This window comes from Bacillus sp. FSL W7-1360, from assembly GCF_038592975.1.
GTDB classification, from domain to species: domain Bacteria; phylum Bacillota; class Bacilli; order Bacillales; family Bacillaceae_D; genus Shouchella; species Shouchella lonarensis.
Map to the genome: position 1 here is coordinate 1,252,363 of NZ_CP151950.1, position 23,255 is coordinate 1,275,617.

Consider the following 23,255-nt stretch of genomic DNA (forward strand, 5'->3'; position numbering starts at 1 on the left):
TTCTATCAGGAATCTTTTATTTCAAGTAGTCCTTCACCCAATCAATTAATTGCTCGACGGAAATATCGTGTTGCGCGCCGGTGTGACGCTCCTTCACTTCTACTATTTGTTCATCAGCCCGCTTCCCAATCGCAATACGTACAGGCATCCCAATCAAATCGGCGTCTTTAAATTTCACGCCCGCCCGTTCAGCGCGGTCATCGTATAACACCTCAATGTTTGCAGCCTGTAACTGCGCGTATACTTCCTCAGCAAGCTGTTTTTGCGCTTCATTTTTCACATTCAAGCATAATAAATGCACGGCAAACGGGGCAACTGCTTTTGGCCACACAATGCCATTGTCGTCATTGTGTTGCTCAATGACCGCCGCCAGGACGCGCGTGACGCCAATACCGTAGCAGCCCATATAAAATGGCTTGGCTTTCCCGTTCTCATCCAAAAACTGTGCTTGCAATGTCTCAGAATAACGCGTGCCTAATTTAAACACTTGGCCAATTTCAATCCCGCGTGCAAATTGTAACGTCCCTTGTCCATCTGGTGACTGATCACCCGCTTGTACAAGTCGGAAGTCTTTATACGCTTGTACTGTGTAATCTTTATCCGGAGACACATTGATATAGTGGTAGCCCGTTTCATTTGCACCACACGCAATCGTCGTCATCGCTCGTGTTGCGTGATCGGCATACACGGGCACTTCACCGTTACCAATTGGTCCGAGAGAGCCTGGTTCCGCCCCAAACGTGTCGCGTACTTCTCGCTCCGTTGCCATCCGCAAGTGTTTGACACCAAGCTCGTGCGCCGCTTTTACTTCATTTAATTCATCGTTCCCGCGCAGCAATAGCATGACGAGCGCATCATCAGCAACAACAACAAGTGCTTTTAAAATGTCCTCTGATGCAAGGCCGAGTTGTGTCGCCGCTTCATCTACTGTTCTCGCATTTGGCGTCGGCTTTTTCTCAAGCGTGCCTGAAACAGTTGGTGTAACCGGTGTTGGTGCAAGACTTGTTGCCATCTCGAGATTCGCAGCATAGTCGGATGCATCTGAATACGCAATGGTATCTTCGCCAACTTCAGCAAGCGCCATGAATTCATGCGTATCTTTTCCACCCATTGCACCGGAATCAGCAATAACGGGACGGAATGTGAGTCCTAACCGTGTAAAAATACGCCCATATGCATCGTACATTTCTTGGTAGGCTTCTGCTAAACTCTCTTCTGTATCATGAAACGAATAGCCATCTTTCATCACAAACTCACGGCCACGCAAAAGTCCAAACCGCGGACGGCGTTCGTCACGAAACTTTGTTTGGATTTGATACACATTGAGTGGCAACTTTTTATAAGACGCAATCCCATCACGGATGAGCATCGTCACGACTTCTTCGTGGGTCGGACTAAGTACAAAATCGCGCCCGTGCCGGTCTTTTAAACGGATGAGCTCGTCCCCCATTTCTGTCCAGCGCCCAGATTGTTGCCACAACTCTGCCGGGTGCAGCGCCGGCATCGTCATCTCTTGCGCCCCTGTACGATCCAATTCTTCACGCACGATCGCTTCTATTTTATGAATAACACGCTTTGCTAACGGCAAGTACGCATATACCCCAGCCGCCACTTGGCGCATATAACCTGCCCGTAACATGAGCTGATGGCTTTTCACATCCGCATCAGCTGGCATATCACGCATCGTCGGCGCAAAATAAGTCGATTGTCTCATGAGGTCACATCCTTTTTATGAAGTCTAAGAAAATAGTTTATGAATGTCATTCCATGTCACCACAATGATTAACAGCATGAGCAAAGCAAAGCTGACAAAACCAATCGTCGCTTCTTTTTCACGCGGAATCGGTTTACGGCGAATTGCTTCAAGTCCAAGAAACACGAGGCGCCCTCCATCCATTGCCGGAATGGGTAATAAGTTAATGATCCCGATGTTGACACTCAGCATTGCTGTGAAAAAGACAACCGTTATCCACCCCTGTGTAACTGCTTGCCCTGTAAAGTTATAAATACCAACCGGTCCAGCAACATAATCGAGCGAGAACTGCCCCGTAAAGATTAACCCAAGTGTATTGAAAATAGATGTGGCTGTCCTATATATGTCATTGACAGCTTTTTCAATTGAACCAAGTACAGAAAACTCCGAAATACCATGCACACCAAGCACCCCTTGGTATTTCCCTGGAGCAATCTCTCGTTTCCCGAGTGTCGCTGTTGTTTGTTTCAGTTCGCCAGCTCGTTCAAATTCAATCGTCACTTCTTCGCCCGGATAACGTTCAATTTCTGCTGTCATCTCTTTCCAAGAGGAAACAGGCGCTCCTTCAACTGCGGTAATCACATCGCCTGTTTCTAGACCAGCTTGTATAGCCGTTTTGGAATCAGGGCTATCTGATACAACCACTTCCGGGCTCAATCGAACCCCTTGATACAACGCCAACCCAAGCAAAATTACAAACGCCAACACAAAATTCATGAGCGGTCCGGCAAAAATAGCCATCGCCCGTTTTGGGATCGATTTCGAGTGAAATTGCTTCGACCAAGGCGCAATGCGCTCTGCAACTTCATCTTCTACGACCAGTGCGCGATCAGACACAGCATAACGAATCATTTCATCTGTCTCTTCATCACGTGCTTCAATGAATAACTCATGTACGAGGTCAATTTGTTCAATTTGAACAACATGTGCTTCTGGATGTTTATCTTTATTATTGACAATGATTTCAGTCACTTGTTGATTACGATCAAACACAAGTCCCACTTCATGCCCAGGTCGGACCCGTGATTCTTCTGGCTCCTCGCCTGCCATCCGCACATAGCCCCCGATTGGCAACAAGCGAATCGTATATACCGTGTCATTTCGTTCAAATGAGAACAATTTGGGTCCCATCCCAATCGCAAACTCATGACACATAATCCCAACCTTTTTGGCAAAATATAAATGACCCCACTCATGAACAAAAACAATCACACTAAATATTGCTAGAAATGCGAGTAACGTATTCATCGCACGCCTCCTCTCAGCTACAAACTGATTGTAATTTTTTTCTCACTTCATGGTCAACAGCCTGAATCTCCTCAAGCGTTGGATGATCCATTCGTGTATGCTCTGTCAATGCACGTTCGATCATCTCTTCAATTTGCAAAAATGATATTTTCCCTTGTAAAAATGCTGCAACTGCCACTTCGTTTGCTGCATTTAACACGGTCGGCATCGTTCCTCCTGCACGACCGGCATCATAAGCAAACTTCATAGCTGGGTAACGTCTCGTATCTAATTTTGCAAAGTGGAGCGTACCTAGTTCATGCAGGCGCAACCGCTCAGTTTGCGGGCGTGCGAGCCGATCTGGGTAAGTTAACGCATACTGGATCGGTACACGCATGTCCGGCGTACCTAGTTGCGCGATGACATTTCGATCAACATATTCGACCATCGAATGAATGATACTTTCTTGGTGGATGACTACATCTATTTTGTCATAATCAATGTCAAAAAGCCAGTGCGCTTCAATCACTTCTAAACCTTTATTCATCATTGTTGCGGAATCAATCGTGATTTTCGCGCCCATTGACCAATTTGGATGAGCAAGTGCTTGTTCTACGGTGACCCCCGCAAGCTCAGCGCGAGTACGATCACGGAAACTTCCACCCGACGCGGTTAAAATAAGCCTGTCAACTGTCGTACGTGATTCACCATTTAAACATTGAAAGATGGCAGCATGTTCACTGTCCACCGGAATGATCGCGACATTGTGCTTACGTGCGGCCGCCATCACAAGATGGCCAGCCGTCACAAGCGTTTCTTTATTTGCAAGCGCAATCGTTTTTCCTGATTCAATCGCTGCCAGCGTTGGCACCAGTCCCACTGCTCCGATTACCGCAGTGACCACAACGTCAGCTTCCTGCCATCGTGCCACTTCCACTAAACCGTCTACACCGTGACAGAACGTGATCGATCGACCAAACTCTTCTTGCAACATTTTTGCATCAGCGGCATGCGCGACACTGACAATCTCTGGGCGAAATGTTGTTATTTGTTCGCGTGCTAACGCGATATTTGTCCCACAAGCAAGACCGACAACGGAAAAATGTTCAGCGTTGGCATGAATGACATCTAATGTTTGTGTACCAATCGAACCCGTTGAACCAAGCAAACTGACCTTTTTCACTTACACTTCCCCCTCTCCTAGAATCTTCTCTCCCGAATTTACTTTTTTTTCATATCCGATTTCTAGTATTCGTATACAACTATGCGATTAATTGCAGTAAGTGCAATATCGGCAACACATAAATCAAACTATCGAAGCGATCCAATATTCCGCCATGACCAGGTAATACATGACCAGAATCTTTCACCGCGTAATGACGCTTCAACGCCGACTCGACCAAATCACCCATCTGCCCAAAAATAGAGGTTACAAGCATGATGCAAAACGCCGTTATGTATAATGGTGTCACTGGATAAATCATATAAAAAACTGAGCCGACAAACACTGCAAGCAAAATACCGCCTACCGCACCTTCAATCGTTTTGTTTGGGCTAATATGTGGCCAAAGCTTATGCCTTCCAATCGCTTTCCCAATAAAATACGCACCTGAGTCTGTTGCCCAAATGAGCACGAGCACATAAAATAAAAGCCATATGCCATCACCAGGAATCTCTCTTGTTAAAAGTAAATAATGAAAACCGAACCCGACATAAATACTTGAAACAACAATAAAGCCAACCTCATCAAATGTAAACTTGTTTTTCGTCATAACTGTTAACATCAACAAAATAAGAATAAGGAAGGCGAACATCTCCACTTTTGTAAACTCTATCGACAATACAGTTGAAAACCAATCTTCTGGTACAAACCATAACCACATACTAAGCAATCCAGCAATTCCTTCAAGCGATAAGGCTTTAATGTTACGCATCCTTAATAATTCTACCATCGCGATACTTGCAACAACACTTATTAATAAAGAAAACGGCCAGCCACCTAGCCACACAAGTATAATCATCGTCAAGCCAAAAAAAGCACCTGTGATCATCCGCGTTCTCATCTGTATGTCCCCTTTCATTATATGGTCATGAATCTTTTTTTACGCCCTCATTCATTATCATTACCGATAAAGTAGGTTTTCATTAAATCCCACCGTAACGACGTCCTCGCTGTTGGTATACACAAATGGCTTCTTTCAAGTGTGATTCAGTAAAATCAGGCCAAAGTACATCTGTAAACCATAGCTCACTATACGCCAATTGCCATAGCATAAAATTACTCAAACGTATTTCTCCGCTCGTCCGAATTAACAAGTCCGGATCACGCAATGACTGGCTCATCAAATGTTTATCAACACATTCAGCGTCAATTTGATCGATGGGCAATGTGCCATTTGCTACTTTCTCGGCCAATTGCTGCATTACTTGAACCATTTCAAATCGGCTGCCATAATTTAAGGCCAAGTTTAAAACTAGACCGGTATTATGGCGTGTCTTTTCAATCGCTTCATCAATTGCACGCACTGTAGAAGCAGGCAAACCATCTGTCACACCCATTAAACGGACTTGTACATTTTCTGCGATCAATGTCGGTAGTTCACTTTTTAAGTACCGTTCTGGTAATTTCAATAAAAAATCCACTTCTGTTTTCGGACGGCTCCAATTTTCAGTTGAAAAAGCATAGAGTGTTAGAATCCTCACGCCTACTCCGTCTGCAGCGCGAACAATCTTTCGGACAGCTTTCATGCCTTCCCGGTGTCCGGCGATACGCGGTAACCCTTTTGATTTTGCCCAACGACCATTGCCATCCATAATAATCGCCACATGTTGAGGAATATTTTCTTTGTCTAATTCCTTCTGATATGTATCGTCCGCGGTAGCCGTTAAACTCGCCCTCCACTTTGAAAACTTCTCAAGCATCGCACGTCCCCCATCCTATATATAAGGAATGAAATAAATAAAAATTCGTTCTACCAGCGCACCTTTATAAAAGTGCGCAAGACAGACTAAATGATTTATATAAAGTCTTTCATTCCTTGTATATACTTTCACCCATCAGTTGTTTCCCAAGAAAAACATTTGCTTTAAATGCTTATTATAAAGGGTAAAGACCCCCTTAACAAGAGGGTCTTATATTTACCTCACAAAATACTTAAATGAACAAGGAGAGATGGTTACACTTCCATAATCTCCTGTTCCTTCTCTTTTGCTTTTGTATCTACTTTCTCTATATAACTGTCCGTCAACTTTTGAACATCATCGGTCGCTCCGCGTAACGCGTCCTCTGTTAACTCACCGTCTTTTTGCTGCTTTTTTAACGCATCATTTGTATCTCGACGAATATTACGAATCGCAACTTTCGATTCTTCTGCCGTCTTGCCAACGATTTTCACTAGCTCTTTGCGTCGTTCTTCCGTTAATGCTGGAATGACAATCCGAATCACTTGCCCATCACTAGATGGCGTTAACCCTAAATCTGATTTTAAAATGGCTTTTTCAATCTCACCAACGGCAGATTTATCATACGGCTGTACAAGGAGCAAGCGTGCTTCTGGTACTGAAACAGAAGCCAATTGATTCAGCGGTGTTTGCGTACCATAATACTCAACAGTGACGCGATCTAACAGTGCTGGATTTGCTCGCCCGGCACGCAGTTTAGCTAACTCTCTCCCTAAAGATTCAAGTGCTTTGTCCATACGAACTTTTGCTTCATTCATCATGTTCATTTCCCCTTTACAAATGTACCAATCTCCTCGCCGAGAACAGCACGTTTAATATTGCCTTCTTCTGTTATCGAGAATACAACAAGTGGGATGTCGTTGTCCATACATAGAGATGATGCTGTAGAATCCATCACTTGCAAACCATCTTTTAATACATCCATATATGTGAGTGTGTCGTACTTTTTCGCGTCCTTATTAACTCGAGGATCAGCACTGTACACGCCATCGACATTATTTTTCGCCATTAAAATGACTTCTGCCTCAATTTCAGCAGCCCGCAATGCAGATGTCGTATCAGTAGAAAAATATGGATTTCCTGTCCCAGCAGCAAAAATGACCACACGCTTTTTTTGTAAATGACGAATTGCTTTTCGACGAATATACGGTTCTGCTACTTGGCGCATTTCAATCGACGTTTGTACACGCGTTTCAACACCCATTGTTTCTAAACTGTCTTGTAACGCGAGAGAGTTCATGACGGTCGCAAGCATTCCCATATAATCAGCCGTTGCTCGGTCCATCCCTTTTGCACTCCCTGCCATTCCACGCCAAATGTTCCCACCGCCAACCACGATCGCTACCTCAACTTCTAGGTCAATCAATTCTTTTATTTGCTTTGCAATTGATTGAATGATGATAGGATCAATACCATAACCTTGTTCGCCAGCTAATGCTTCACCACTTAATTTTAAAACGACACGATTATATTTCATATTTTCCTCCATTTTCCCCTATGGTCACGTACGACTCACTGATTCCGCTTTGAAAAAGGGACACGACTTCAAGCAGTGTCCCCTTCATTATTTTTTATTTATCGACTTGCGCCATGACTTCTTCTGCAAAATTATCATCGCGCTTTTCAAGCCCTTCGCCGACTTCATAGCGAACGAATGATTTTACTGTCGCGTTTTTGCTCTTCACGTATTTGCCAACTTTTTGATCGCCATCTTTCACAAATGGTTGGTCAAGTAAACAAACTTGCTCAAAAAACTTGCTGAGACGACCTTCAATCATTTTCTCTACAATATTAGCTGGTTTTCCTTCATTCAATGCTTGTTGACGTAAGACTTCACGCTCACGATCAACCACATCTTGTGTGACTTCTTCACGTGAGATGTATTTAGGGTTGATCGCTGCTACATGCATTGCGATGTCTTTTGCAAGTTCTTCGTCAGATGAGTTGCCAATGACTGTAAGTACACCAATCCGACCGCCCATGTGCAAATAAGAACCAAATGTATCGCCATCTTCTTTTTCAACAACGGTGAAGCGACGAAGAGAAAGTTTCTCACCGATCTTCGCAATTGCTGTATTCATATGTGTTTGGACAGTTTCACTGCCACCTTTGAAGTTTTGTGTCAATGCTGTTTCTACATCAACAGGGTTCTCGCGCAAAATATGCACCGCAAGATCGCCAACAAGCGCTTTGAAGTTTTCATTTTTTGCAACAAAATCTGTTTCTGAGTTCACTTCTAAGATCACCGCTTTGTTTCCTTCAATTACAACAGCAGAAAGCCCCTCTGCTGCAATGCGATCCGCTTTCTTTTCTGCTTTTGCAATCCCTTTCTCACGCAAAAAGTCAATTGCCTTTTCCATATCTCCGTCGACTTCAACAAGCGCTTTCTTACAATCCATCATTCCCGCGCCTGTTTTCTCGCGAAGTTCTTTTACCATACTTGCTGTTACTGCCATATGTGTCTCCTCCTTAAAATAGATGCCACTCTGTTACAGGTTGGCTATGTTTGAATACGCTCCAGCTTCGAACAAATAAAAAGGGGGATAAAGGGCTTCTCTCCCCTTACCACCCTCTTGGAGTCCAATATTTACGCTGAAGTAATTTCTTCGACGCTCACTTCTTCTTCTGTTTCACTAGAAGTTGCTTCAATGACAGCATCAGCCATTTTACCTGTTAATAATTTAACAGCACGAATCGCATCATCGTTACCTGGGATCACATAATCAATCTCATCAGGATCACAGTTTGTATCGACAATCGCTACGATTGGAATGTTTAATTTATGCGCTTCTGCAATCGCAATCCGCTCTTTGCGGGGATCAATAACAAATAACGCATCTGGGACACCATTCATTTCTTTAATGCCGCCAAGAAACTTCTCAAGTCGCGCCATTTCTTTTTTCAGCAAGATCACTTCTTTTTTCGGTAGTACATCAAATGTACCATCTTCTTGCATCTTTTCAAGATTTTTCAAACGCGTAATCCGCTTTTGAATCGTCTCAAAGTTTGTAAGCGTTCCACCAAGCCAGCGCTGGTTGATGTAGAACATGCCACAACGAATTGCTTCGTCGCGAACAGAGTCTTGCGCCTGTTTCTTTGTACCAACGAAAAGAACTTTCCCTCCGTCAGCTGCAAGGTCACGTACAAAATTATACGCTGCCTCTACTTTTTTGACTGTTTTTTGCAAGTCAATAATATAAATACCGTTCCGTTCTGTGAAGATGTAGCGATCCATTTTAGGGTTCCAACGACGCGTTTGATGGCCAAAGTGGACACCTGCCTCGAGTAATTGTTTCATGGAAATTACTGCCACACCGAACACCTCCTTTGGTTTTTTATTCCGCCGCGCTCTTCCTTTTTTGACGACACTTTACACATATAAAGCACCTTCGCCAAAATCTGAGGCGTGTGTATTTTTAACACCATCAACTAATATACCACAAGAAAGGGGTTATGGCAACCCCTTTCTTTATATTTGCTAAGACATTCGCTCAATCTTCTTTTAAACGCTCTAGCTCTAGCAAAAATTTAGAGTTCAATACTTTAATGAATGTCCCTTTCATCCCTAGAGAACGTGACTCAATGACACCCGCACTCTCTAACTTACGAAGTGCATTTACAATGACAGAACGCGTAATGCCTACACGGTCAGCAATCTTACTTGCAACAAGCAATCCTTGTAAACCATCAAGTTCTTCAAAAATGTGCTCCACTGCTTCAAGTTCACTGTAAGATAAAGAGCTAACTGCCATTTGTACAACTGCTTTACTACGCGCTTCCGCTTCAATTTCTTGCGTTTTCTCATGTAAAATCTCCATGCCAACAACCGTTGCGCCGTATTCTGCTAACACAAGATCATCATCACTGAACTCGTCATTCATACGCGACAGAATCAATGTTCCGAGGCGATGTCCGCCACCTTTAATCGGCACAATTGTTGTCAAACCCGCTTTGAAGATATCACGGTTTTCAACAGGGAAAGCTGTATGTTCGCTGTTAATGTCGATGTTCGCAGAAGTTTCGTCAATTTTAAATAAACCTTCTGTATAGTCCTCTGGAAACTGACGATCATCAAGCATTTTTTTCATGCGGTCATTTTCAATTTCTTCTTCAAGCGAGAATCCAAGCAATTTCCCACGGCGACTCACTACGAATACATTTGACCCAATCGCTTCACGCAATGTGATCGCCATTTCTCTAAAATTGACGTGTTGTCCACTTGATTTTTGTAACATGTCGTTAATCTTTCTCGTTCTTGAAAGCAAATTCATTTTGCATCTCTCCTTTGGTTTTTACAATATAAATTGATTTAAATCACGATTTCTAGCAATCGAGCCAAGTTTTTCATCAACATATTCTGCTGTAATTTCCAGCGACTCTAGGTGAATCTGTGGTGCTTCGAATGATAGGTCTTCTAACAACTTTTCAAGTAACGTATGCAGTCTTCGGGCACCAATATTTTCTGTTTCTTGATTGACTTCCGTGGCAATCGTTGCAATCTTATGAATAGCCTCGTCTGAAAAAGAAATGTTTATACCCTCAGTCTGCAAAAGCGCGGCATACTGCTTCGTCAACGCATGGTCTGGCTCTACTAATATACGCACAAAATCATCTGCCGTCAAATTACATAGCTCAACACGGATCGGGAACCTTCCCTGCAATTCAGGAATTAAATCAGATGGCTTAGCCATATGAAATGCACCTGCTGCAATAAATAGCATATGATCTGTATTGACAGAACCATATTTTGTCATGACTGTCGAGCCTTCCACGATTGGTAAAATATCGCGTTGCACACCTTCACGAGATACGTCTGCTGTTTGTTCACCTTTTTTCACGACTTTATCAATTTCATCGATAAAGATGATCCCAATTTGTTCAGCACGTGTCACCGCTTCTTGACCGACGTCATCCATATCAATGAGCTTTTGCGCTTCTTCCTCGATCAACAACTTTCGCGCCTCTGCTACCGTCACACGTCGTTTTTTCTTTTGCTTTGGCATCATGTTTTGAAACATTTCTTGCATCATGCCCATTTGCTCCATACCTGCACCGCCTGGGAGCATGTCCATAAAATTTGGCTTTGTTTCAAATACCTCAACAGTCACTTCACGATCTTCTAGCTCACCATTTGCTAGCTTCTCTGCCATCTTACGTTTTAAGTCGTTACGATTTGATCCATCCTCTTCAACCGTATCTTCTACTTCATCATCTTGTTCAGCTTGATGAAACAACACTTCAAAAGGATTTTTAGTCGTCGCTTCTTTTTTCCCCGATGGAACAAGCAATTTCACGAGCTTTTTATTTGCTTGATCTTTTGCTTTTTCTTGCACTGATTTCATTCGTTCCTCTTTCACAAGGCGGACACTTGCTTCAACGAGGTCACGCACCATCGATTCAACATCGCGGCCAACGTAACCGACTTCTGTAAACTTTGTTGCCTCTACTTTTACAAACGGCGCACCAACTAACTTCGCAAGCCGCCTAGCAATTTCTGTCTTACCGACGCCTGTTGGACCAATCATCAAAATATTTTTTGGTGTAATTTCATCACGAATGGATTCATCTAGCAACGTTCGTCGATAACGATTGCGCAGCGCGATGGCAACAGAGCGCTTCGCTTGCGTCTGACCGACAATATATTGATCCAGTTGCTCGACAATTTGGCTTGGGGTTAACGCACTTGTCATCTTTCCCACTCCTTCACCTGAATCATGAGTTCGTCAATTCTTCAATGACGAGTTGATCATTTGTGTAAACGCAAATTTCACCTGCTGTCTCTAAAGATGCCACTGCAATCTCACGAGCTGACAACGTGGGTGCATACTTTTTTAATGCGCGCCCTGCACTTAATGCATAATTCCCACCTGAGCCAATCGCTAATATACCATCGTCTGGCTCAATCACTTCCCCTGTACCAGATACAAGTAAAATATGGGACTTATCCATCACAATGAGCATCGCTTCCAACTTTCGAAGCACACGGTCACTGCGCCATTCTTTTGCTAATTCAACCGCTGCACGTTGCAAGTTTCCGTGATAGGCTTCAAGCTTTGATTCAAATTTCTCAAATAGCGTAAATGCATCTGCAACAGAACCAGCAAATCCGGCCAACACTTTATTTTGATAAAGTTTACGTACCTTCTTTGCCTTATGCTTCATGACAACCGCTTGTCCAAAAGTGACTTGTCCATCCCCTGCCATTGCACATGACCCATTATGAGAGACAGCAAAAATCGTTGTCGCATGAAAATCACCCATCGTCATCCCCTCCTCTCCAAAATACAGCATTTGGTCATCATAAGTCAGATTCAAGCGGAATCACTGAAAATTTCTTCCATCATGCCCGTGGATGAAAGTCGTCGTACACACGCTGTAACCGCTCTTTGCTCACATGTGTGTACATTTGCGTGGTGCGGAGCGTCTCATGTCCAAGCAATTCTTGAACTGTTCGCAAATCTGCGCCACCATTTAATAGATGGGTCGCAAATGAATGACGTAACGTGTGAGGGCTGATTCGTTTTGTTAGAGCTGCTTCATTTACTCTTTTTCCCACAATCTTTCGAATGCTGCGATCGGTGAGCGGACCACCACGGTAATTTAAAAATAAGTGGTCACTTGCTTCTTTTGTCGGCTGTTTCTTTTGCAAAAGTGGTCGGGCTTCATCGATATAAAGATGTATTGCTTGTTGTGCCAATTTTCCTACCGGCACATATCTTTCCTTTCTGCCTTTCCCAAATACACGAAATGTCGCACTTCCTTCATCATACTGCGATAAAGTTAACTGTGCACATTCACTCACACGCATACCACTCGCATACAGTAATTCCAAAATCGCACGGTCACGTTTATCAAGTGGCGTTTTTTGTGGGAGGGCAGTGAGCCAGCGGTCTAGTTCCTCCTCATATAACACTGTGGGCAACCGCGCCGCCTGCTTCGGCAAGTATACACGAAGGAAAGGGTTTTCTTTGACGTATTCTTCCGTTAATAAAAATGTCCCAAATGTTCTAAGTGCAGACAACTTGCGGGCAATGGTTCGCCTTGTATAAGGCTGATCTACAAGCTCACTCATATACGCCCTCACATGCACATAATCGACATCCGACCATTCTGAAATTCCTTCTCGCTTCATAAACAATTGAAACTGGTAAACATCTTTTTGATAATGATGAACCGTCCAAGTAGAGCAGTTTTTTTCCACTTGCAAAAATCGGACAAAACGGGAAAGCCATTGATCAAACTTGTTATCCCTCATCATGCTTCCTCCTAGGACAGATTGATCTTACCATAAAAGGGTAAAAAAAGGCAACTATCAGCCTATCTCTTTTACGGAATGTTCAATCGCTGATAATGCCCGCGCCGCAAGTGCTTCATAACGCTCTTTTTTCGCTTTAATACGGATCTCTAACGGTGGAACGAGACCAAAGTTCGCATTCATCGGCTGGAAGTTGTCCGGGTTTGCGGTGGTGATGTAATGTGCGAGACTCCCAATCATTGTCTCTTCTGGAAATGTAACAAGCGGTTGCTGCTGCGTCAAGCGATATGCATTTAAACCAGCGACGAGTCCTGCCGCTGCAGATTCCACATATCCTTCCACACCTGTAATTTGTCCTGCAAAAAACAAGTCATTACGCGCTTTTGTCGCATAAGTCGGTGACAAAAGCTTGGGTGAATTTAAAAACGTATTACGATGCATGACACCATAACGAACAATATCAGCATGCTCCAAGCCAGGGATCAAGCGTAACACTTCTTTTTGTGGCCCCCACTTTAAATGTGTCTGAAAACCGACAATGTTGTAAAGAGTGCCTGACACATTGTCTTGTCGTAATTGTACAACTGCGTATGGCCGCTTGCCTGTCTTAGGATCTTCTAATCCAACTGGTTTTAACGGCCCAAACAACATCGTTTTCTTGCCTCTTTTCGCCATGACTTCAATTGGCATACAACCTTCAAAGAAAATCTCTTTCTCAAATTCCTTTAATGGTACAGTTTCTGCTGCGATCAATGCCTCATAAAAGCGTGTAAACTCCCCTTCAGTCATCGGACAGTTCAGGTAAGCTGCCTCTCCTTTATCGTAGCGGCTCTTTAAATAAACTTTGTCACGATCAATCGTCTCTGCATCAATGATCGGCGCGGCTGCATCATAAAAATATAAGTGCGCTTCTCCTGTAAGTGATTTCAACTCATCTGACAACGTTGCTGATGTGAGTGGACCTGTTGCAATGATTGTTGGTCCCGCTGGAATGGAAGTCATTTCTTCATGGTGCACAGTCACATTTGGATGTTCTTTTACATAGCGCGTGACACGCGCAGAAAAATCATGTCTGTCAACCGCAAGTGCCCCACCTGCTGGTACAGCCGCCTCATCTGCAGCTTTTATAATCACTGAATCGAGGCGACGCATTTCTTCTTTTAAAACACCTACCGCATTCGCTAACGAATTTCCCCGGAGTGAGTTGCTACAGACTAACTCTGCAAATTGGTCCGTATGATGAGCAGGCGTCTGTTTATGCGGACGCATCTCGTACAACCGAACTTTGCCACCTCTTCTCGCGATTTGCCATGCCGCTTCGCTTCCAGCAAGGCCAGCGCCTATGACATTTATCTCTGTTTCTTTTGCTGCATCCATTACAATCCTCTTTTCTTGGTCACACATTATTTGTACGACACAAGCATGCAAAGCCCGCACCGTCTACCGGTGTGAGCTCACATTTACCTGCGCCTCTCTCATCATAGTACGTTTCTTTTTTTTATTCAACCATTTACACTGGTTCACTTGAAACCATTACAATTATGACTCTTCATAATCGCAACTCGTACAAAGAACCGAGACACCTTTTTTTGTTTTCTTCTCCACTAAAACTTTCTGACACTTTGGACAAGGACGCGCAATCGGCTTATCCCAAGAAACAAAGTCACAATCTGGATAACGGTCACATCCATAAAAGATACGCCGTTTTTTACTTTTTCGCTCCACAACATTTCCTTCGTGACAAGTTGGGCATTTCACGCCAATCTCTTTCACAATCGCTTTCGTATGACGACATTCTGGAAAGTTTGGACACGCCATGAATTTCCCATAACGACCCATTTTAAAGACCATTTCTTGCCCGCACTTTTCACAATCCTCGCCAGCCGGCTCATCTTTAATCTCTACTTCTCTCATTTCTTCCTCTGCCACTTTTAAACGCGCTTCAAAACCTTGGTAAAACTGGTCAATGACATTGACCCAATCTTCTCTACCTTCTTCAATGAGATCTAAGTCTTCCTCCATCTTCGCAGTAAAAGCAACATCAAGAATTTCGGGGAAAAATTCAACAATTAAATCAAGAACAATCATGCCAAGTTCTGTCGGCACAAATCGCTTGCCATCAAGCGCCACATAGTGACGGCGTTGAATTGTATCCAATGTCGGTGCATAAGTAGACGGGCGACCAATACCTAGCTCTTCTAACGTTTTTACAAGACGCGCCTCTGTATAGCGAGGTGGTGGCTGCGTAAAGTGTTGAGTGGGCGCCAGCTTTTCAGCCGTCACTTGCTCACCTTCCTGTAAATCAGGTAATAAACGATCTTCTTCTTTCTTATTATCGTCACCCGTTTCTACATACACTTTCATAAACCCGGGAAACTTCACTTTTGAACCTGTTGCCCGAAAGTACACATCGTGATTTTCTAGATCAACTGTCATTGTATCCATGACAGCTGGCGCCATCTCACTTGCAACAAGCCGCTCCCATATTAATTTATATAGTCGATGCTGGTCACGGGATAAATACGGTTTAAGTGATTTTGGATCTTGTAAAGTAGACGTAGGACGAATGGCCTCATGAGCATCTTGTGCCTTACTGTTTTGCTTCTTTTTCGGCTTTGATTCGCGCACATATGCTTTCCCGTATGTTGCTTCGATATATGCATGCGTTTCTTTTTCTGCTGTTTCTGAAATACGGGTTGAGTCGGTACGCATATATGTGATCAATCCAACAGTACCTTGCTTCCCGAGATCAATGCCTTCATAAAGCTGTTGTGCGACCATCATTGTCTTTTTGGCACGAAAGTTCAGTCTCCGCGCTGCTTCTTGTTGAAGAGATGAGGTCGTAAATGGGGTTACAGGATTACGTCGACGCTCTTTCTTCGTTACGCTTGCCACACGAAAAGCGTCTCCGTCCATTTGTGCTAACACTTGATCGACATCGGCTTGTGTGCCTAAGCTTTCCTTTTTGCCATTTCGACCATGAAATTTCGCTTCAAACGTCTCATGCCCAGCTAAAAAAGTCCCTTGAATATGCCAATACTCTTCTGGCTGAAACTGATTAATTTCTTTTTCTCTATCTGTAATCAGCTTCACGGCAACGGACTGAACACGCCCTGCGCTTAAACCCTTTTTTACTTTTTTCCATAGCAATGGTGAAATGTTATAACCAACGAGGCGATCTAACACCCGACGGGCTTGTTGTGCATCAACTAAGTTCATATCAATTTGCCTTGGTTGCTTAAATGCATCTTTAATGGCTGTCTTTGTAATTTCATTAAACACGACACGACATTGAGATGTGTCATCCATGTTCAAACTGTGCGCAAGGTGCCATGCAATCGCTTCCCCTTCACGATCGGGGTCAGCCGCGAGATAGATTCGTTTTGCTTTTTTTGCAGCGGTTTTCAATTCTTTTAACATCGGTCCCTTGCCGCGGATTGTAATATACCGAGGTTCATAATTCTCTTCAACACTAACGCCCATTTGACTTTTAGGTAGATCGCGAACATGCCCCATAGAGGCTTTCACGACATATTTTTTCCCTAAATATTTGCCAATGGTTTTGGCTTTAGCGGGAGATTCCACGATAACTAAATAATCGCTCATATACATCGACTCCCTCTCATTTCAAAATACAGATGTCAGCCATTCCAGAACACAGACGTCAATCGCCAGAAATCAGATTCAAGCGAAATCGTTGGTTCAATTCTTTCTTGAACCCACTTACATTCCTAATTCCAGATTCTGACCTCCGAATTCTGTCATTGCTGATACGCTTCTTCCTTGATTATGCTCTCACCCTAAATTCGGCCTTTTACTTCCGCCTTCTGGAAAGCTAAATCTTCCTCATTATGAAACAGACCATTCCTATTTGTCAAATATGACACCAAAATTATTTTCCTTTACTTCTGTTTAAGCTTATTCATTACTTAGTTGCGGACATGCGAAGAAAATATCTTCTGCTTGTCGAACGAGGTGTGCCCCTTGTTGAATCAAATGATTCGTTCCTACCGATTCACGTGATGTGATTGGTCCTGGAATAGCCATCACTTCCCTTCCTTGTTCTAATGCTTGGTCTGCGGTAATCAGTGACCCACTTCTCTCCCGTGCTTCAATGAGCAAGACCCCGAGCGCTAAACCACTAATAATACGGTTACGCATCGGAAAATGCCACTTTTGCGGTGAGACCATAGGCGGATACTCGCTGACTACAAGGTGTTTTTTTGCTAATGTACGAAACAATGAAACATGCTCAGGAGGATATACATGTTGAAAACCGGAACCAACCACCGCGACAGTGCCCGTCCCATATTCTAGTGATAATTCATGTGCAAAGCGGTCGACACCACGTGCGAGACCACTAACAATGGTCACTTGGTGTTTCGCAAGCATTGGTATGCACATACGTAACGCTGCATGAGCATAAGAAGTAGGCTTACGTGCACCAACAATGGCTAACATTTTTGTTGCCAGTAAATGCACATCCCCTTTCGTATATAGTACATAGGGTGGATCATAGATGGTTTTTAATAAAAGGGGGTAATGTTCATCGAATAATGTGAGTGGTTGAATTCTTTGCGCGTGTAAATGTTTGTAGGTCTGTTCGGGGGATGCTTGTTGAAGGTGTTTGTAAAATGCGTCCGCTCGTTGTTTTGGAATCGCAAGCAACGTTTGTAGTTGCATGGACGACATTTGAAATACTTGTTTGAGCTCAGGATCATGCTGAAGCAACCGTTTCATTGTTGGAGGAGAACGATACATCCAGGTATGAATATGAATTAATTTCTGAGAAAAACAAATGTCTCATCATTCCTTCCTACTATTGATAGCGCTTTCATTATATCAAATGAAAACCCGAAAGCCACAGGGACATGCCCCCCTGACTTTCGGTAACCACTACATAGATTAGTGTGTCAAACTCTTTTCGTACAAATCGTGTTCTTTCAAAGACTTTATGAGTGTCTCACCCATCACAGATGGTGTTTCTGCAACCCGGATGCCGCATGCTTCCAGCGTTTTAATCTTTTCAGCTGCTGTGCCTTTACCGCCCGAAATGATGGCGCCTGCATGACCCATTCTCTTTCCCGGGGGCGCTGTTTGGCCACCAATGAAACCAACGACTGGTTTCTTCATGTTTGCTTTCACCCACTCAGCCGCTTCTTCTTCGGCTGTACCACCAATCTCACCGATCATAATGACCGCATACGTGTCAGGATCATCATTAAATAGCGATAAGACATCGATGAAGTCAGTACCGTTTACCGGGTCTCCACCAATTCCGACAGCTGACGATTGCCCAATACCAGCTGTAGATAATTGATGAACTGCTTCATACGTCAACGTTCCCGAGCGAGAAACGACGCCAATATGTCCCTTTTTATGAATGTATCCTGGCATAATGCCAATCTTACATTCTTCTGGTGTGATCACACCCGGACAATTTGGTCCAATTAAGCGTGTATTCTTTCCTGCCATGTATCGTTTTACTTTGACCATGTCAAGCACAGGAATACCTTCTGTAATACAAATCGCTAAATCTAGTTCTGCATCGACTGCTTCCATAATTGCATCCGCTGCAAATGCTGGTGGCACATAAATGACCGTGGCATTTGCACCAGTCTCTTTTACTGCATCAACAACGGTATCAAATACTGGAACGCCTTCAATTTCTGTGCCACCTTTTCCAGGTGTCACACCGCCAACAATCTTTGTGCCGTACTCAAGCGCTTGCTTTGTATGGAACAAACCCGTTGCACCTGTAATACCTTGAACGATCACTTTTGTATCCTTATTGATTAAAATGCTCATCCGTTCTGCTCCACCCTTCTATTTCACTAACGAAACAATTTTTTGTGCACCGTCAGCCATTGAATCAGCTGCCGTAATATTCAAACCAGATTCTTGTAAGATTTTCTTACCTAGATCCACATTCGTTCCTTCTAAACGAACAACGAGCGGAATGTCTAATCCTACTTCTTTCGTCGCCGCAACGACGCCATCGGCAATGACATCACAACGCATAATACCACCAAAAATATTTACAAAAATTCCTTTTACATTCTCATCTGATAGAATCAATTTAAACGCCTCAGTTACCTTCTCGGCTGTCGCACCGCCCCCAACATCGAGGAAGTTCGCCGGGTCACCGCTATAATGTTTAATAATATCCATCGTTGCCATCGCAAGGCCAGCGCCGTTTACCATACAGCCGATATTACCGTCAAGTGCAATATAGTTTAAGTCATGCTTGGATGCTTCAATTTCTTTCACATCTTCTTCTTCCAAATCACGCAACGCAGCAACATCTTTTCGACGATACAAGGCGTTGGCATCAAAGTTAAACTTCGCATCAAGTGCCATTACTTTCCCGTCTCCAGTTGTTACAAGCGGATTGATTTCTGCAATCGATGCATCTTTATCAACAAATACTTGATAAAGTCCCATCATGAACTTCACTGCTTGACCAACGAGTGGTTTTGGAATGTTAATGTTAAAGGCAATGCGACGTGCTTGAAATCCTTGCAGGCCAACAGCCGGATCAATGACTTCTTTAAAAATCTTCTCTGGTGTCTCTTCTGCGACTTCTTCAATCTCGGTGCCACCTTCTTCAGAAGCCATTAAAACAACGCTTGAAGTCGCACGGTCCACGACTAAGCCAATATAATATTCGCTTTGAATATCGCAACCTTCTTCAATGAGTAAGCGTCCAACTTCCTTACCTTCTGGACCTGTTTGATGCGTAATAAGCGTCTTACCAAGAATTTCATCTGCATATGTACGCACATCTTCTAAATTCTTAGCAACTTTCACGCCGCCTGCTTTTCCGCGACCACCAGCATGAATTTGCGCTTTCACAACGGTGACAGCCGAACCTAGTTCTTTTGCTGCTTCCACTGCTTCATCAACAGAGAATGCAACTTTCCCGTTTGGCACGGCCACTCCATACTGACGAAGAATTTCTTTTCCTTGATACTCATGGATATTCATTCGCTCTTTAGCCTCCTAATCGTTCGTGCAAATGATTGCTTGCGTCGAATTTTCGCGTTCACACGAAATCCTTTTCCAGTTTAACATCTTTTTTACTTTTTGGGGAGGGGGTAACCGCTATCATTTTTAACCCTCTCCCCTTAATATCACGAAAAAACCAAAATATGACGGTTAATTGTCTCTTTTCTCGTCTTTTTTCGGGTGATCTTTTTTCTTTTGCGCTTCTTTTTTGTCCCGCAAATGCGCCAAAGCTTTAAAAAGAGGATCTTGTTCACTGGCAGGGTGATAAACACCAAATTCTCGAGCAAATTCTTCCTGCGCACTCTTTGTCTCTGTAGATAAGTGTTCTTCTTTCATTTATACAGCCTCCTTCACCACTAGTGTGGACAAAGGCATCTCATTCATACGATGAAAAAATGACGTGACAGTTATTCAAGGCATTCGCGCACAGGTCGAAACGACTGACGATGCGCTTGCGTCGGTCCATATTTTTTTAATGCATGTAAATGTGCCCGTGTCCCGTAGCCAGCATGATATTCAAATCCGTATTGCGGATACGTACGAGCTAGATCAACCATGTATTCATCGCGCCATACTTTTGCCAATACGGAACTGGCTGCGATAGATATGCTTTTTGTGTCCCCTTTTATCAATGAGGTTTGCGGGACACCATGTGGCAACTTGATTGCATCAAGCAACAAATGATCCACTGTCTTCGTTAAACCTTGAATCGCTTGTAACATCGCTTCTTTTGTTGCAACCAAAATGTTTGTCCGATCAATTTCTTCTGCTGATACACTCGCAATATGCCAACTGAGTGCTTTTGCTTTAATATACGGGGCAAATTGTTCCCGTGCCGACTTTGTAAGCTGTTTCGAATCCGTTAGCCCGACTAACTTAAACTGTTGTGGCAAAATGCAAGCCGCAGCCACAACCGGACCTGCTAGTGGACCGCGGCCAACTTCATCTACACCCGCAATGAGCTCGTATCCTTCTTGCTGCAACGCCCGTTCAAATTTCCACATCCGTTCATGAATCGCCTCTGCACGTGCTTGCTTTTCAAGTGCCTGTTCATAACGAGCGACAAGCTGCTGGACACCTTTACGTTGATCGGCGCGTAAGACGCTCAATTCTCCTGCGTTTACTGTCCCTTTCGCAAACTGTGCTTTAATCTCCGCGACTGTCTTCATCAGTCACCTCCTCTTTTTCAGAAGCTGTCTCTAATGTAAGACGACCCATCTTTCCTGCACGTAGTTCGCGAAGCACAAGTTCTGCGACTTTGTCCATGTCGACCATGCCACCTCGAACAATACAGCCGCGTTTCTTCCCGATCGCTTCAAATAACTCGCCGATATCTTCGGGATCAAGTGGATAAGACAAATCATACCGTGCTGCTAATTGATGTGGGTATGTACGCGCTAAAAACTGAAGTGCAAAAGCAGCCACATCACCATAATCTAGCAATTCATCTTTAATGGCACCCGTTACCGCAAGGCGTAACCCAACTTCTTGATTTGAAAATTTAGGCCATAAAATGCCTGGAGTGTCTAACAAAGCAAGTTCACTACCTACTTTTAACCACTGTTGTTTTTTCGTCACTCCTGGGCGATCACCGACAGGCGCCTGCCTTTTTCCAACAAGCCGGTTCATCAATGTCGACTTTCCAACATTCGGGATACCTAAAATCACTGCTCGTAATTCACGTGGTTTCATCCCTTTTGCACGCCATTTGTCATGTAACGATTGCGTCAACATGCGACAAGCTGGACCAATTCTTTTTACACCCGTCCCACTTTGTGCGTCCACGGGCAATGCATCTACACCGTCCTTCTTGAAGTGTGCGATCCATTCATTCGTTTTCCCCTCATCGGCAAGATCTGCTTTATTTAATAAAATCAGCCGCGGCTTTCCATCAGTTAGTTCTTCAATGATCGGATTTTGTGAAGATCGTGGGATGCGCGCATCTAATAATTCTATCACCACGTCAATTTGGCTTAACTTTTCTTTCACTTCTCGCCTTGCTTTAGCCATATGTCCAGGAAACCATTGAATGGTTTTCATGGTGATGACCTCCCTTCTTCACTTCACAATCTTTATCTCCTCAAATGGGTAAAAAACAATGCTTGTTTCCCCTATGATGTCCTCGGCCGAAATGAGGCCAATATCGCGACTATCTTTGCTTAAGCGCCGGTTATCCCCCATGACAAAATACTGGTCTGCGGGAATTTTCTTTTTACCAATCCGCTCTTCTAACGTAAAATCGCCTGTCAGTGGTTGCTCTCCATGCAAGGATTGTTTTCTTTCTTCTAAATAAGGTTCTGATTGCGGCTCACCGTTAATGTATAGTACATCACCTTTATACATCAACTCTTCTCCAGGCAAACCAATGACGCGTTTAATATAGTGCTGACCACCTGGTGCAAGAAAAACGACAATATCAAAACGGTCAGGTTCACTAAAAGCATACGCAAGTTGGTTAATCATCATCCGATTTCCAGGATTTAACGTCGGCTGCATTGAGTTGCCATCAACCATCGTTGGAAGGAACACAAATAAACGGGCAAGTATTACAATGAAGATCACCACTGAAATCCCTTTGAGCCAAGTGACCACCCGAGATTTTGCGCGCAAAAAATCCCTCCTCATCCACTCATGATTTGATCGAAAAAAGAAGCTCGGATAACCTCCGGGCTTCTTCTGACCTTTTTAGCGACGAATTTCTTTAATACGTGCTGCTTTACCGCGAAGGTTACGTAAGTAGTAAAGTTTCGCACGACGTACTTTACCGTAACGCTTCACTTCGATCTTATCGATCTTTGGTGAATGTAATGGGAATGTACGCTCAACACCTACACCGTAGGAGATTTTACGCGCTGTAAACGTCTCACTAATCCCGCTACCGCGACGTTTAATCACAACACCTTCAAACAGCTGAATCCGCTCACGTGTGCCCTCCACGACCTTAACGTGAACGACCAACGTGTCTCCTGGACGAAAATCCGGATGGTCAGTGCGTAATTGCTCACTACCAATGTCTTGTAAAAGGTTGCTCATCGTATAATTCCCTCCTTC

Annotated in this window: 23 protein-coding genes; all 23 read right to left on the minus strand. The window is 43.7% G+C overall.

Going from position 1 to position 23,255, the window contains the following annotated elements; translation table 11 throughout:
* Positions 1–16: 16 nt before the first annotated feature.
* The gene (locus NSQ26_RS06230) at positions 17–1,714 is read right to left on the minus strand and encodes a proline--tRNA ligase (RefSeq protein ID WP_090774906.1); all 1,698 of its coding nucleotides are present in this window, start codon (positions 1,712–1,714) and stop codon (positions 17–19) included.
* Between the two features lie 24 nt (positions 1,715–1,738).
* Entirely contained in the window at positions 1,739–3,001 is a 1,263-nt protein-coding gene (rseP, locus tag NSQ26_RS06235) for an RIP metalloprotease RseP (protein WP_090774905.1), read from the minus strand.
* A 13-nt stretch (positions 3,002–3,014) separates the two neighbouring features.
* On the minus strand, positions 3,015–4,163 hold the full coding sequence (locus NSQ26_RS06240; protein ID WP_499719775.1) for a 1-deoxy-D-xylulose-5-phosphate reductoisomerase: 1,149 nt from the start codon (positions 4,161–4,163) through the stop codon (positions 3,015–3,017).
* Positions 4,164–4,242: 79 nt separating this feature from the next.
* Positions 4,243–5,043 (minus strand): phosphatidate cytidylyltransferase, encoded by an 801-nt coding sequence (locus NSQ26_RS06245; protein ID WP_499719777.1) that lies wholly within the window; start codon positions 5,041–5,043, stop codon positions 4,243–4,245.
* An 82-nt stretch (positions 5,044–5,125) separates the two neighbouring features.
* Positions 5,126–5,902 (minus strand): undecaprenyl pyrophosphate synthase, encoded by a 777-nt coding sequence (uppS, locus tag NSQ26_RS06250; RefSeq protein WP_499719779.1) that lies wholly within the window; start codon positions 5,900–5,902, stop codon positions 5,126–5,128.
* Positions 5,903–6,156: 254 nt separating this feature from the next.
* Entirely contained in the window at positions 6,157–6,702 is a 546-nt protein-coding gene (gene frr, locus NSQ26_RS06255) for a ribosome recycling factor (RefSeq protein WP_499719781.1), read from the minus strand.
* 2 nt (positions 6,703–6,704) lie between these two features.
* The gene (pyrH, locus tag NSQ26_RS06260) at positions 6,705–7,430 is read right to left on the minus strand and encodes a UMP kinase (protein ID WP_437182618.1); all 726 of its coding nucleotides are present in this window, start codon (positions 7,428–7,430) and stop codon (positions 6,705–6,707) included.
* An 82-nt stretch (positions 7,431–7,512) separates the two neighbouring features.
* On the minus strand, positions 7,513–8,397 hold the full coding sequence (gene tsf / locus NSQ26_RS06265; protein ID WP_499719783.1) for a translation elongation factor Ts: 885 nt from the start codon (positions 8,395–8,397) through the stop codon (positions 7,513–7,515).
* 131 nt (positions 8,398–8,528) lie between these two features.
* A complete protein-coding gene (gene rpsB, locus NSQ26_RS06270) occupies positions 8,529–9,254 on the minus strand; it encodes a 30S ribosomal protein S2 (RefSeq protein ID WP_090774899.1) in 726 nt (241 codons plus the stop codon).
* 178 nt (positions 9,255–9,432) lie between these two features.
* Entirely contained in the window at positions 9,433–10,212 is a 780-nt protein-coding gene (codY, locus tag NSQ26_RS06275) for a GTP-sensing pleiotropic transcriptional regulator CodY (protein ID WP_090774898.1), read from the minus strand.
* Positions 10,213–10,233: 21 nt separating this feature from the next.
* Positions 10,234–11,631: an ATP-dependent protease ATPase subunit HslU gene (gene hslU / locus NSQ26_RS06280; protein ID WP_090774897.1), complete on the minus strand. Its 1,398-nt coding sequence runs from the start codon at positions 11,629–11,631 to the stop codon at positions 10,234–10,236.
* Between the two features lie 22 nt (positions 11,632–11,653).
* On the minus strand, positions 11,654–12,202 hold the full coding sequence (hslV, locus tag NSQ26_RS06285; RefSeq protein WP_090774896.1) for an ATP-dependent protease subunit HslV: 549 nt from the start codon (positions 12,200–12,202) through the stop codon (positions 11,654–11,656).
* A 79-nt stretch (positions 12,203–12,281) separates the two neighbouring features.
* Positions 12,282–13,196, minus strand: coding sequence for a tyrosine recombinase XerC (gene xerC, locus NSQ26_RS06290; RefSeq protein WP_499719784.1), 915 nt, complete (start codon positions 13,194–13,196; stop codon positions 12,282–12,284).
* A 57-nt stretch (positions 13,197–13,253) separates the two neighbouring features.
* The gene (gene trmFO / locus NSQ26_RS06295) at positions 13,254–14,573 is read right to left on the minus strand and encodes an FADH(2)-oxidizing methylenetetrahydrofolate--tRNA-(uracil(54)-C(5))-methyltransferase TrmFO (protein ID WP_499719785.1); all 1,320 of its coding nucleotides are present in this window, start codon (positions 14,571–14,573) and stop codon (positions 13,254–13,256) included.
* Between the two features lie 162 nt (positions 14,574–14,735).
* On the minus strand, positions 14,736–16,802 hold the full coding sequence (gene topA / locus NSQ26_RS06300; RefSeq protein WP_499719786.1) for a type I DNA topoisomerase: 2,067 nt from the start codon (positions 16,800–16,802) through the stop codon (positions 14,736–14,738).
* 312 nt (positions 16,803–17,114) lie between these two features.
* Positions 17,115–17,888 (minus strand): DNA-processing protein DprA, encoded by a 774-nt coding sequence (gene dprA, locus NSQ26_RS06305; RefSeq protein ID WP_245701039.1) that lies wholly within the window; start codon positions 17,886–17,888, stop codon positions 17,115–17,117.
* 213 nt (positions 17,889–18,101) lie between these two features.
* Entirely contained in the window at positions 18,102–19,004 is a 903-nt protein-coding gene (gene sucD / locus NSQ26_RS06310) for a succinate--CoA ligase subunit alpha (protein WP_090774891.1), read from the minus strand.
* A gap of 18 nt (positions 19,005–19,022) precedes the next feature.
* A complete protein-coding gene (sucC, locus tag NSQ26_RS06315) occupies positions 19,023–20,183 on the minus strand; it encodes an ADP-forming succinate--CoA ligase subunit beta (protein WP_090774890.1) in 1,161 nt (386 codons plus the stop codon).
* A gap of 171 nt (positions 20,184–20,354) precedes the next feature.
* Positions 20,355–20,540, minus strand: coding sequence for a hypothetical protein (locus NSQ26_RS06320; protein WP_090774889.1), 186 nt, complete (start codon positions 20,538–20,540; stop codon positions 20,355–20,357).
* A gap of 71 nt (positions 20,541–20,611) precedes the next feature.
* Entirely contained in the window at positions 20,612–21,373 is a 762-nt protein-coding gene (rnhB, locus tag NSQ26_RS06325) for a ribonuclease HII (protein ID WP_499719788.1), read from the minus strand.
* The gene (gene ylqF, locus NSQ26_RS06330; protein WP_499719790.1) at positions 21,351–22,244 is read right to left on the minus strand and encodes a ribosome biogenesis GTPase YlqF; all 894 of its coding nucleotides are present in this window, start codon (positions 22,242–22,244) and stop codon (positions 21,351–21,353) included. Before ylqF ends, rnhB begins: the two co-directional genes overlap by 23 nt.
* A gap of 18 nt (positions 22,245–22,262) precedes the next feature.
* The gene (gene lepB, locus NSQ26_RS06335; RefSeq protein WP_499719791.1) at positions 22,263–22,814 is read right to left on the minus strand and encodes a signal peptidase I; all 552 of its coding nucleotides are present in this window, start codon (positions 22,812–22,814) and stop codon (positions 22,263–22,265) included.
* Between the two features lie 75 nt (positions 22,815–22,889).
* Positions 22,890–23,237 (minus strand): 50S ribosomal protein L19, encoded by a 348-nt coding sequence (rplS, locus tag NSQ26_RS06340; RefSeq protein ID WP_090774885.1) that lies wholly within the window; start codon positions 23,235–23,237, stop codon positions 22,890–22,892.
* Between the last annotated feature and the right edge of the window lie 18 nt (positions 23,238–23,255).

What these genes read in the sequence shown, in the direction of transcription:
- NSQ26_RS06230 (WP_090774906.1), bottom strand. Translation starts at nt 1,714, where the DNA reads ATGAGACAATCGACTTATTTTGCGCCGACGATGCGTGATATGCCAGCT.
- rseP (WP_090774905.1), bottom strand. Translation starts at nt 3,001, where the DNA reads ATGAATACGTTACTCGCATTTCTAGCAATATTTAGTGTGATTGTTTTT.
- NSQ26_RS06245 (WP_499719777.1), bottom strand. Translation starts at nt 5,043, where the DNA reads ATGAGAACGCGGATGATCACAGGTGCTTTTTTTGGCTTGACGATGATT.
- uppS (WP_499719779.1), bottom strand. Translation starts at nt 5,902, where the DNA reads ATGCTTGAGAAGTTTTCAAAGTGGAGGGCGAGTTTAACGGCTACCGCG.
- frr (WP_499719781.1), bottom strand. Translation starts at nt 6,702, where the DNA reads ATGATGAATGAAGCAAAAGTTCGTATGGACAAAGCACTTGAATCTTTA.
- pyrH (WP_437182618.1), bottom strand. Translation starts at nt 7,430, where the DNA reads ATGGAGGAAAATATGAAATATAATCGTGTCGTTTTAAAATTAAGTGGT.
- tsf (WP_499719783.1), bottom strand. Translation starts at nt 8,397, where the DNA reads ATGGCAGTAACAGCAAGTATGGTAAAAGAACTTCGCGAGAAAACAGGC.
- codY (WP_090774898.1), bottom strand. Translation starts at nt 10,212, where the DNA reads ATGAATTTGCTTTCAAGAACGAGAAAGATTAACGACATGTTACAAAAA.
- hslU (WP_090774897.1), bottom strand. Translation starts at nt 11,631, where the DNA reads ATGACAAGTGCGTTAACCCCAAGCCAAATTGTCGAGCAACTGGATCAA.
- hslV (WP_090774896.1), bottom strand. Translation starts at nt 12,202, where the DNA reads ATGGGTGATTTTCATGCGACAACGATTTTTGCTGTCTCTCATAATGGG.
- xerC (WP_499719784.1), bottom strand. Translation starts at nt 13,196, where the DNA reads ATGAGGGATAACAAGTTTGATCAATGGCTTTCCCGTTTTGTCCGATTT.
- trmFO (WP_499719785.1), bottom strand. Translation starts at nt 14,573, where the DNA reads ATGGATGCAGCAAAAGAAACAGAGATAAATGTCATAGGCGCTGGCCTT.
- topA (WP_499719786.1), bottom strand. Translation starts at nt 16,802, where the DNA reads ATGAGCGATTATTTAGTTATCGTGGAATCTCCCGCTAAAGCCAAAACC.
- dprA (WP_245701039.1), bottom strand. Translation starts at nt 17,888, where the DNA reads ATGTCGTCCATGCAACTACAAACGTTGCTTGCGATTCCAAAACAACGA.
- sucD (WP_090774891.1), bottom strand. Translation starts at nt 19,004, where the DNA reads ATGAGCATTTTAATCAATAAGGATACAAAAGTGATCGTTCAAGGTATT.
- sucC (WP_090774890.1), bottom strand. Translation starts at nt 20,183, where the DNA reads ATGAATATCCATGAGTATCAAGGAAAAGAAATTCTTCGTCAGTATGGA.
- NSQ26_RS06320 (WP_090774889.1), bottom strand. Translation starts at nt 20,540, where the DNA reads ATGAAAGAAGAACACTTATCTACAGAGACAAAGAGTGCGCAGGAAGAA.
- rnhB (WP_499719788.1), bottom strand. Translation starts at nt 21,373, where the DNA reads ATGAAGACAGTCGCGGAGATTAAAGCACAGTTTGCGAAAGGGACAGTA.
- ylqF (WP_499719790.1), bottom strand. Translation starts at nt 22,244, where the DNA reads ATGAAAACCATTCAATGGTTTCCTGGACATATGGCTAAAGCAAGGCGA.
- rplS (WP_090774885.1), bottom strand. Translation starts at nt 23,237, where the DNA reads ATGAGCAACCTTTTACAAGACATTGGTAGTGAGCAATTACGCACTGAC.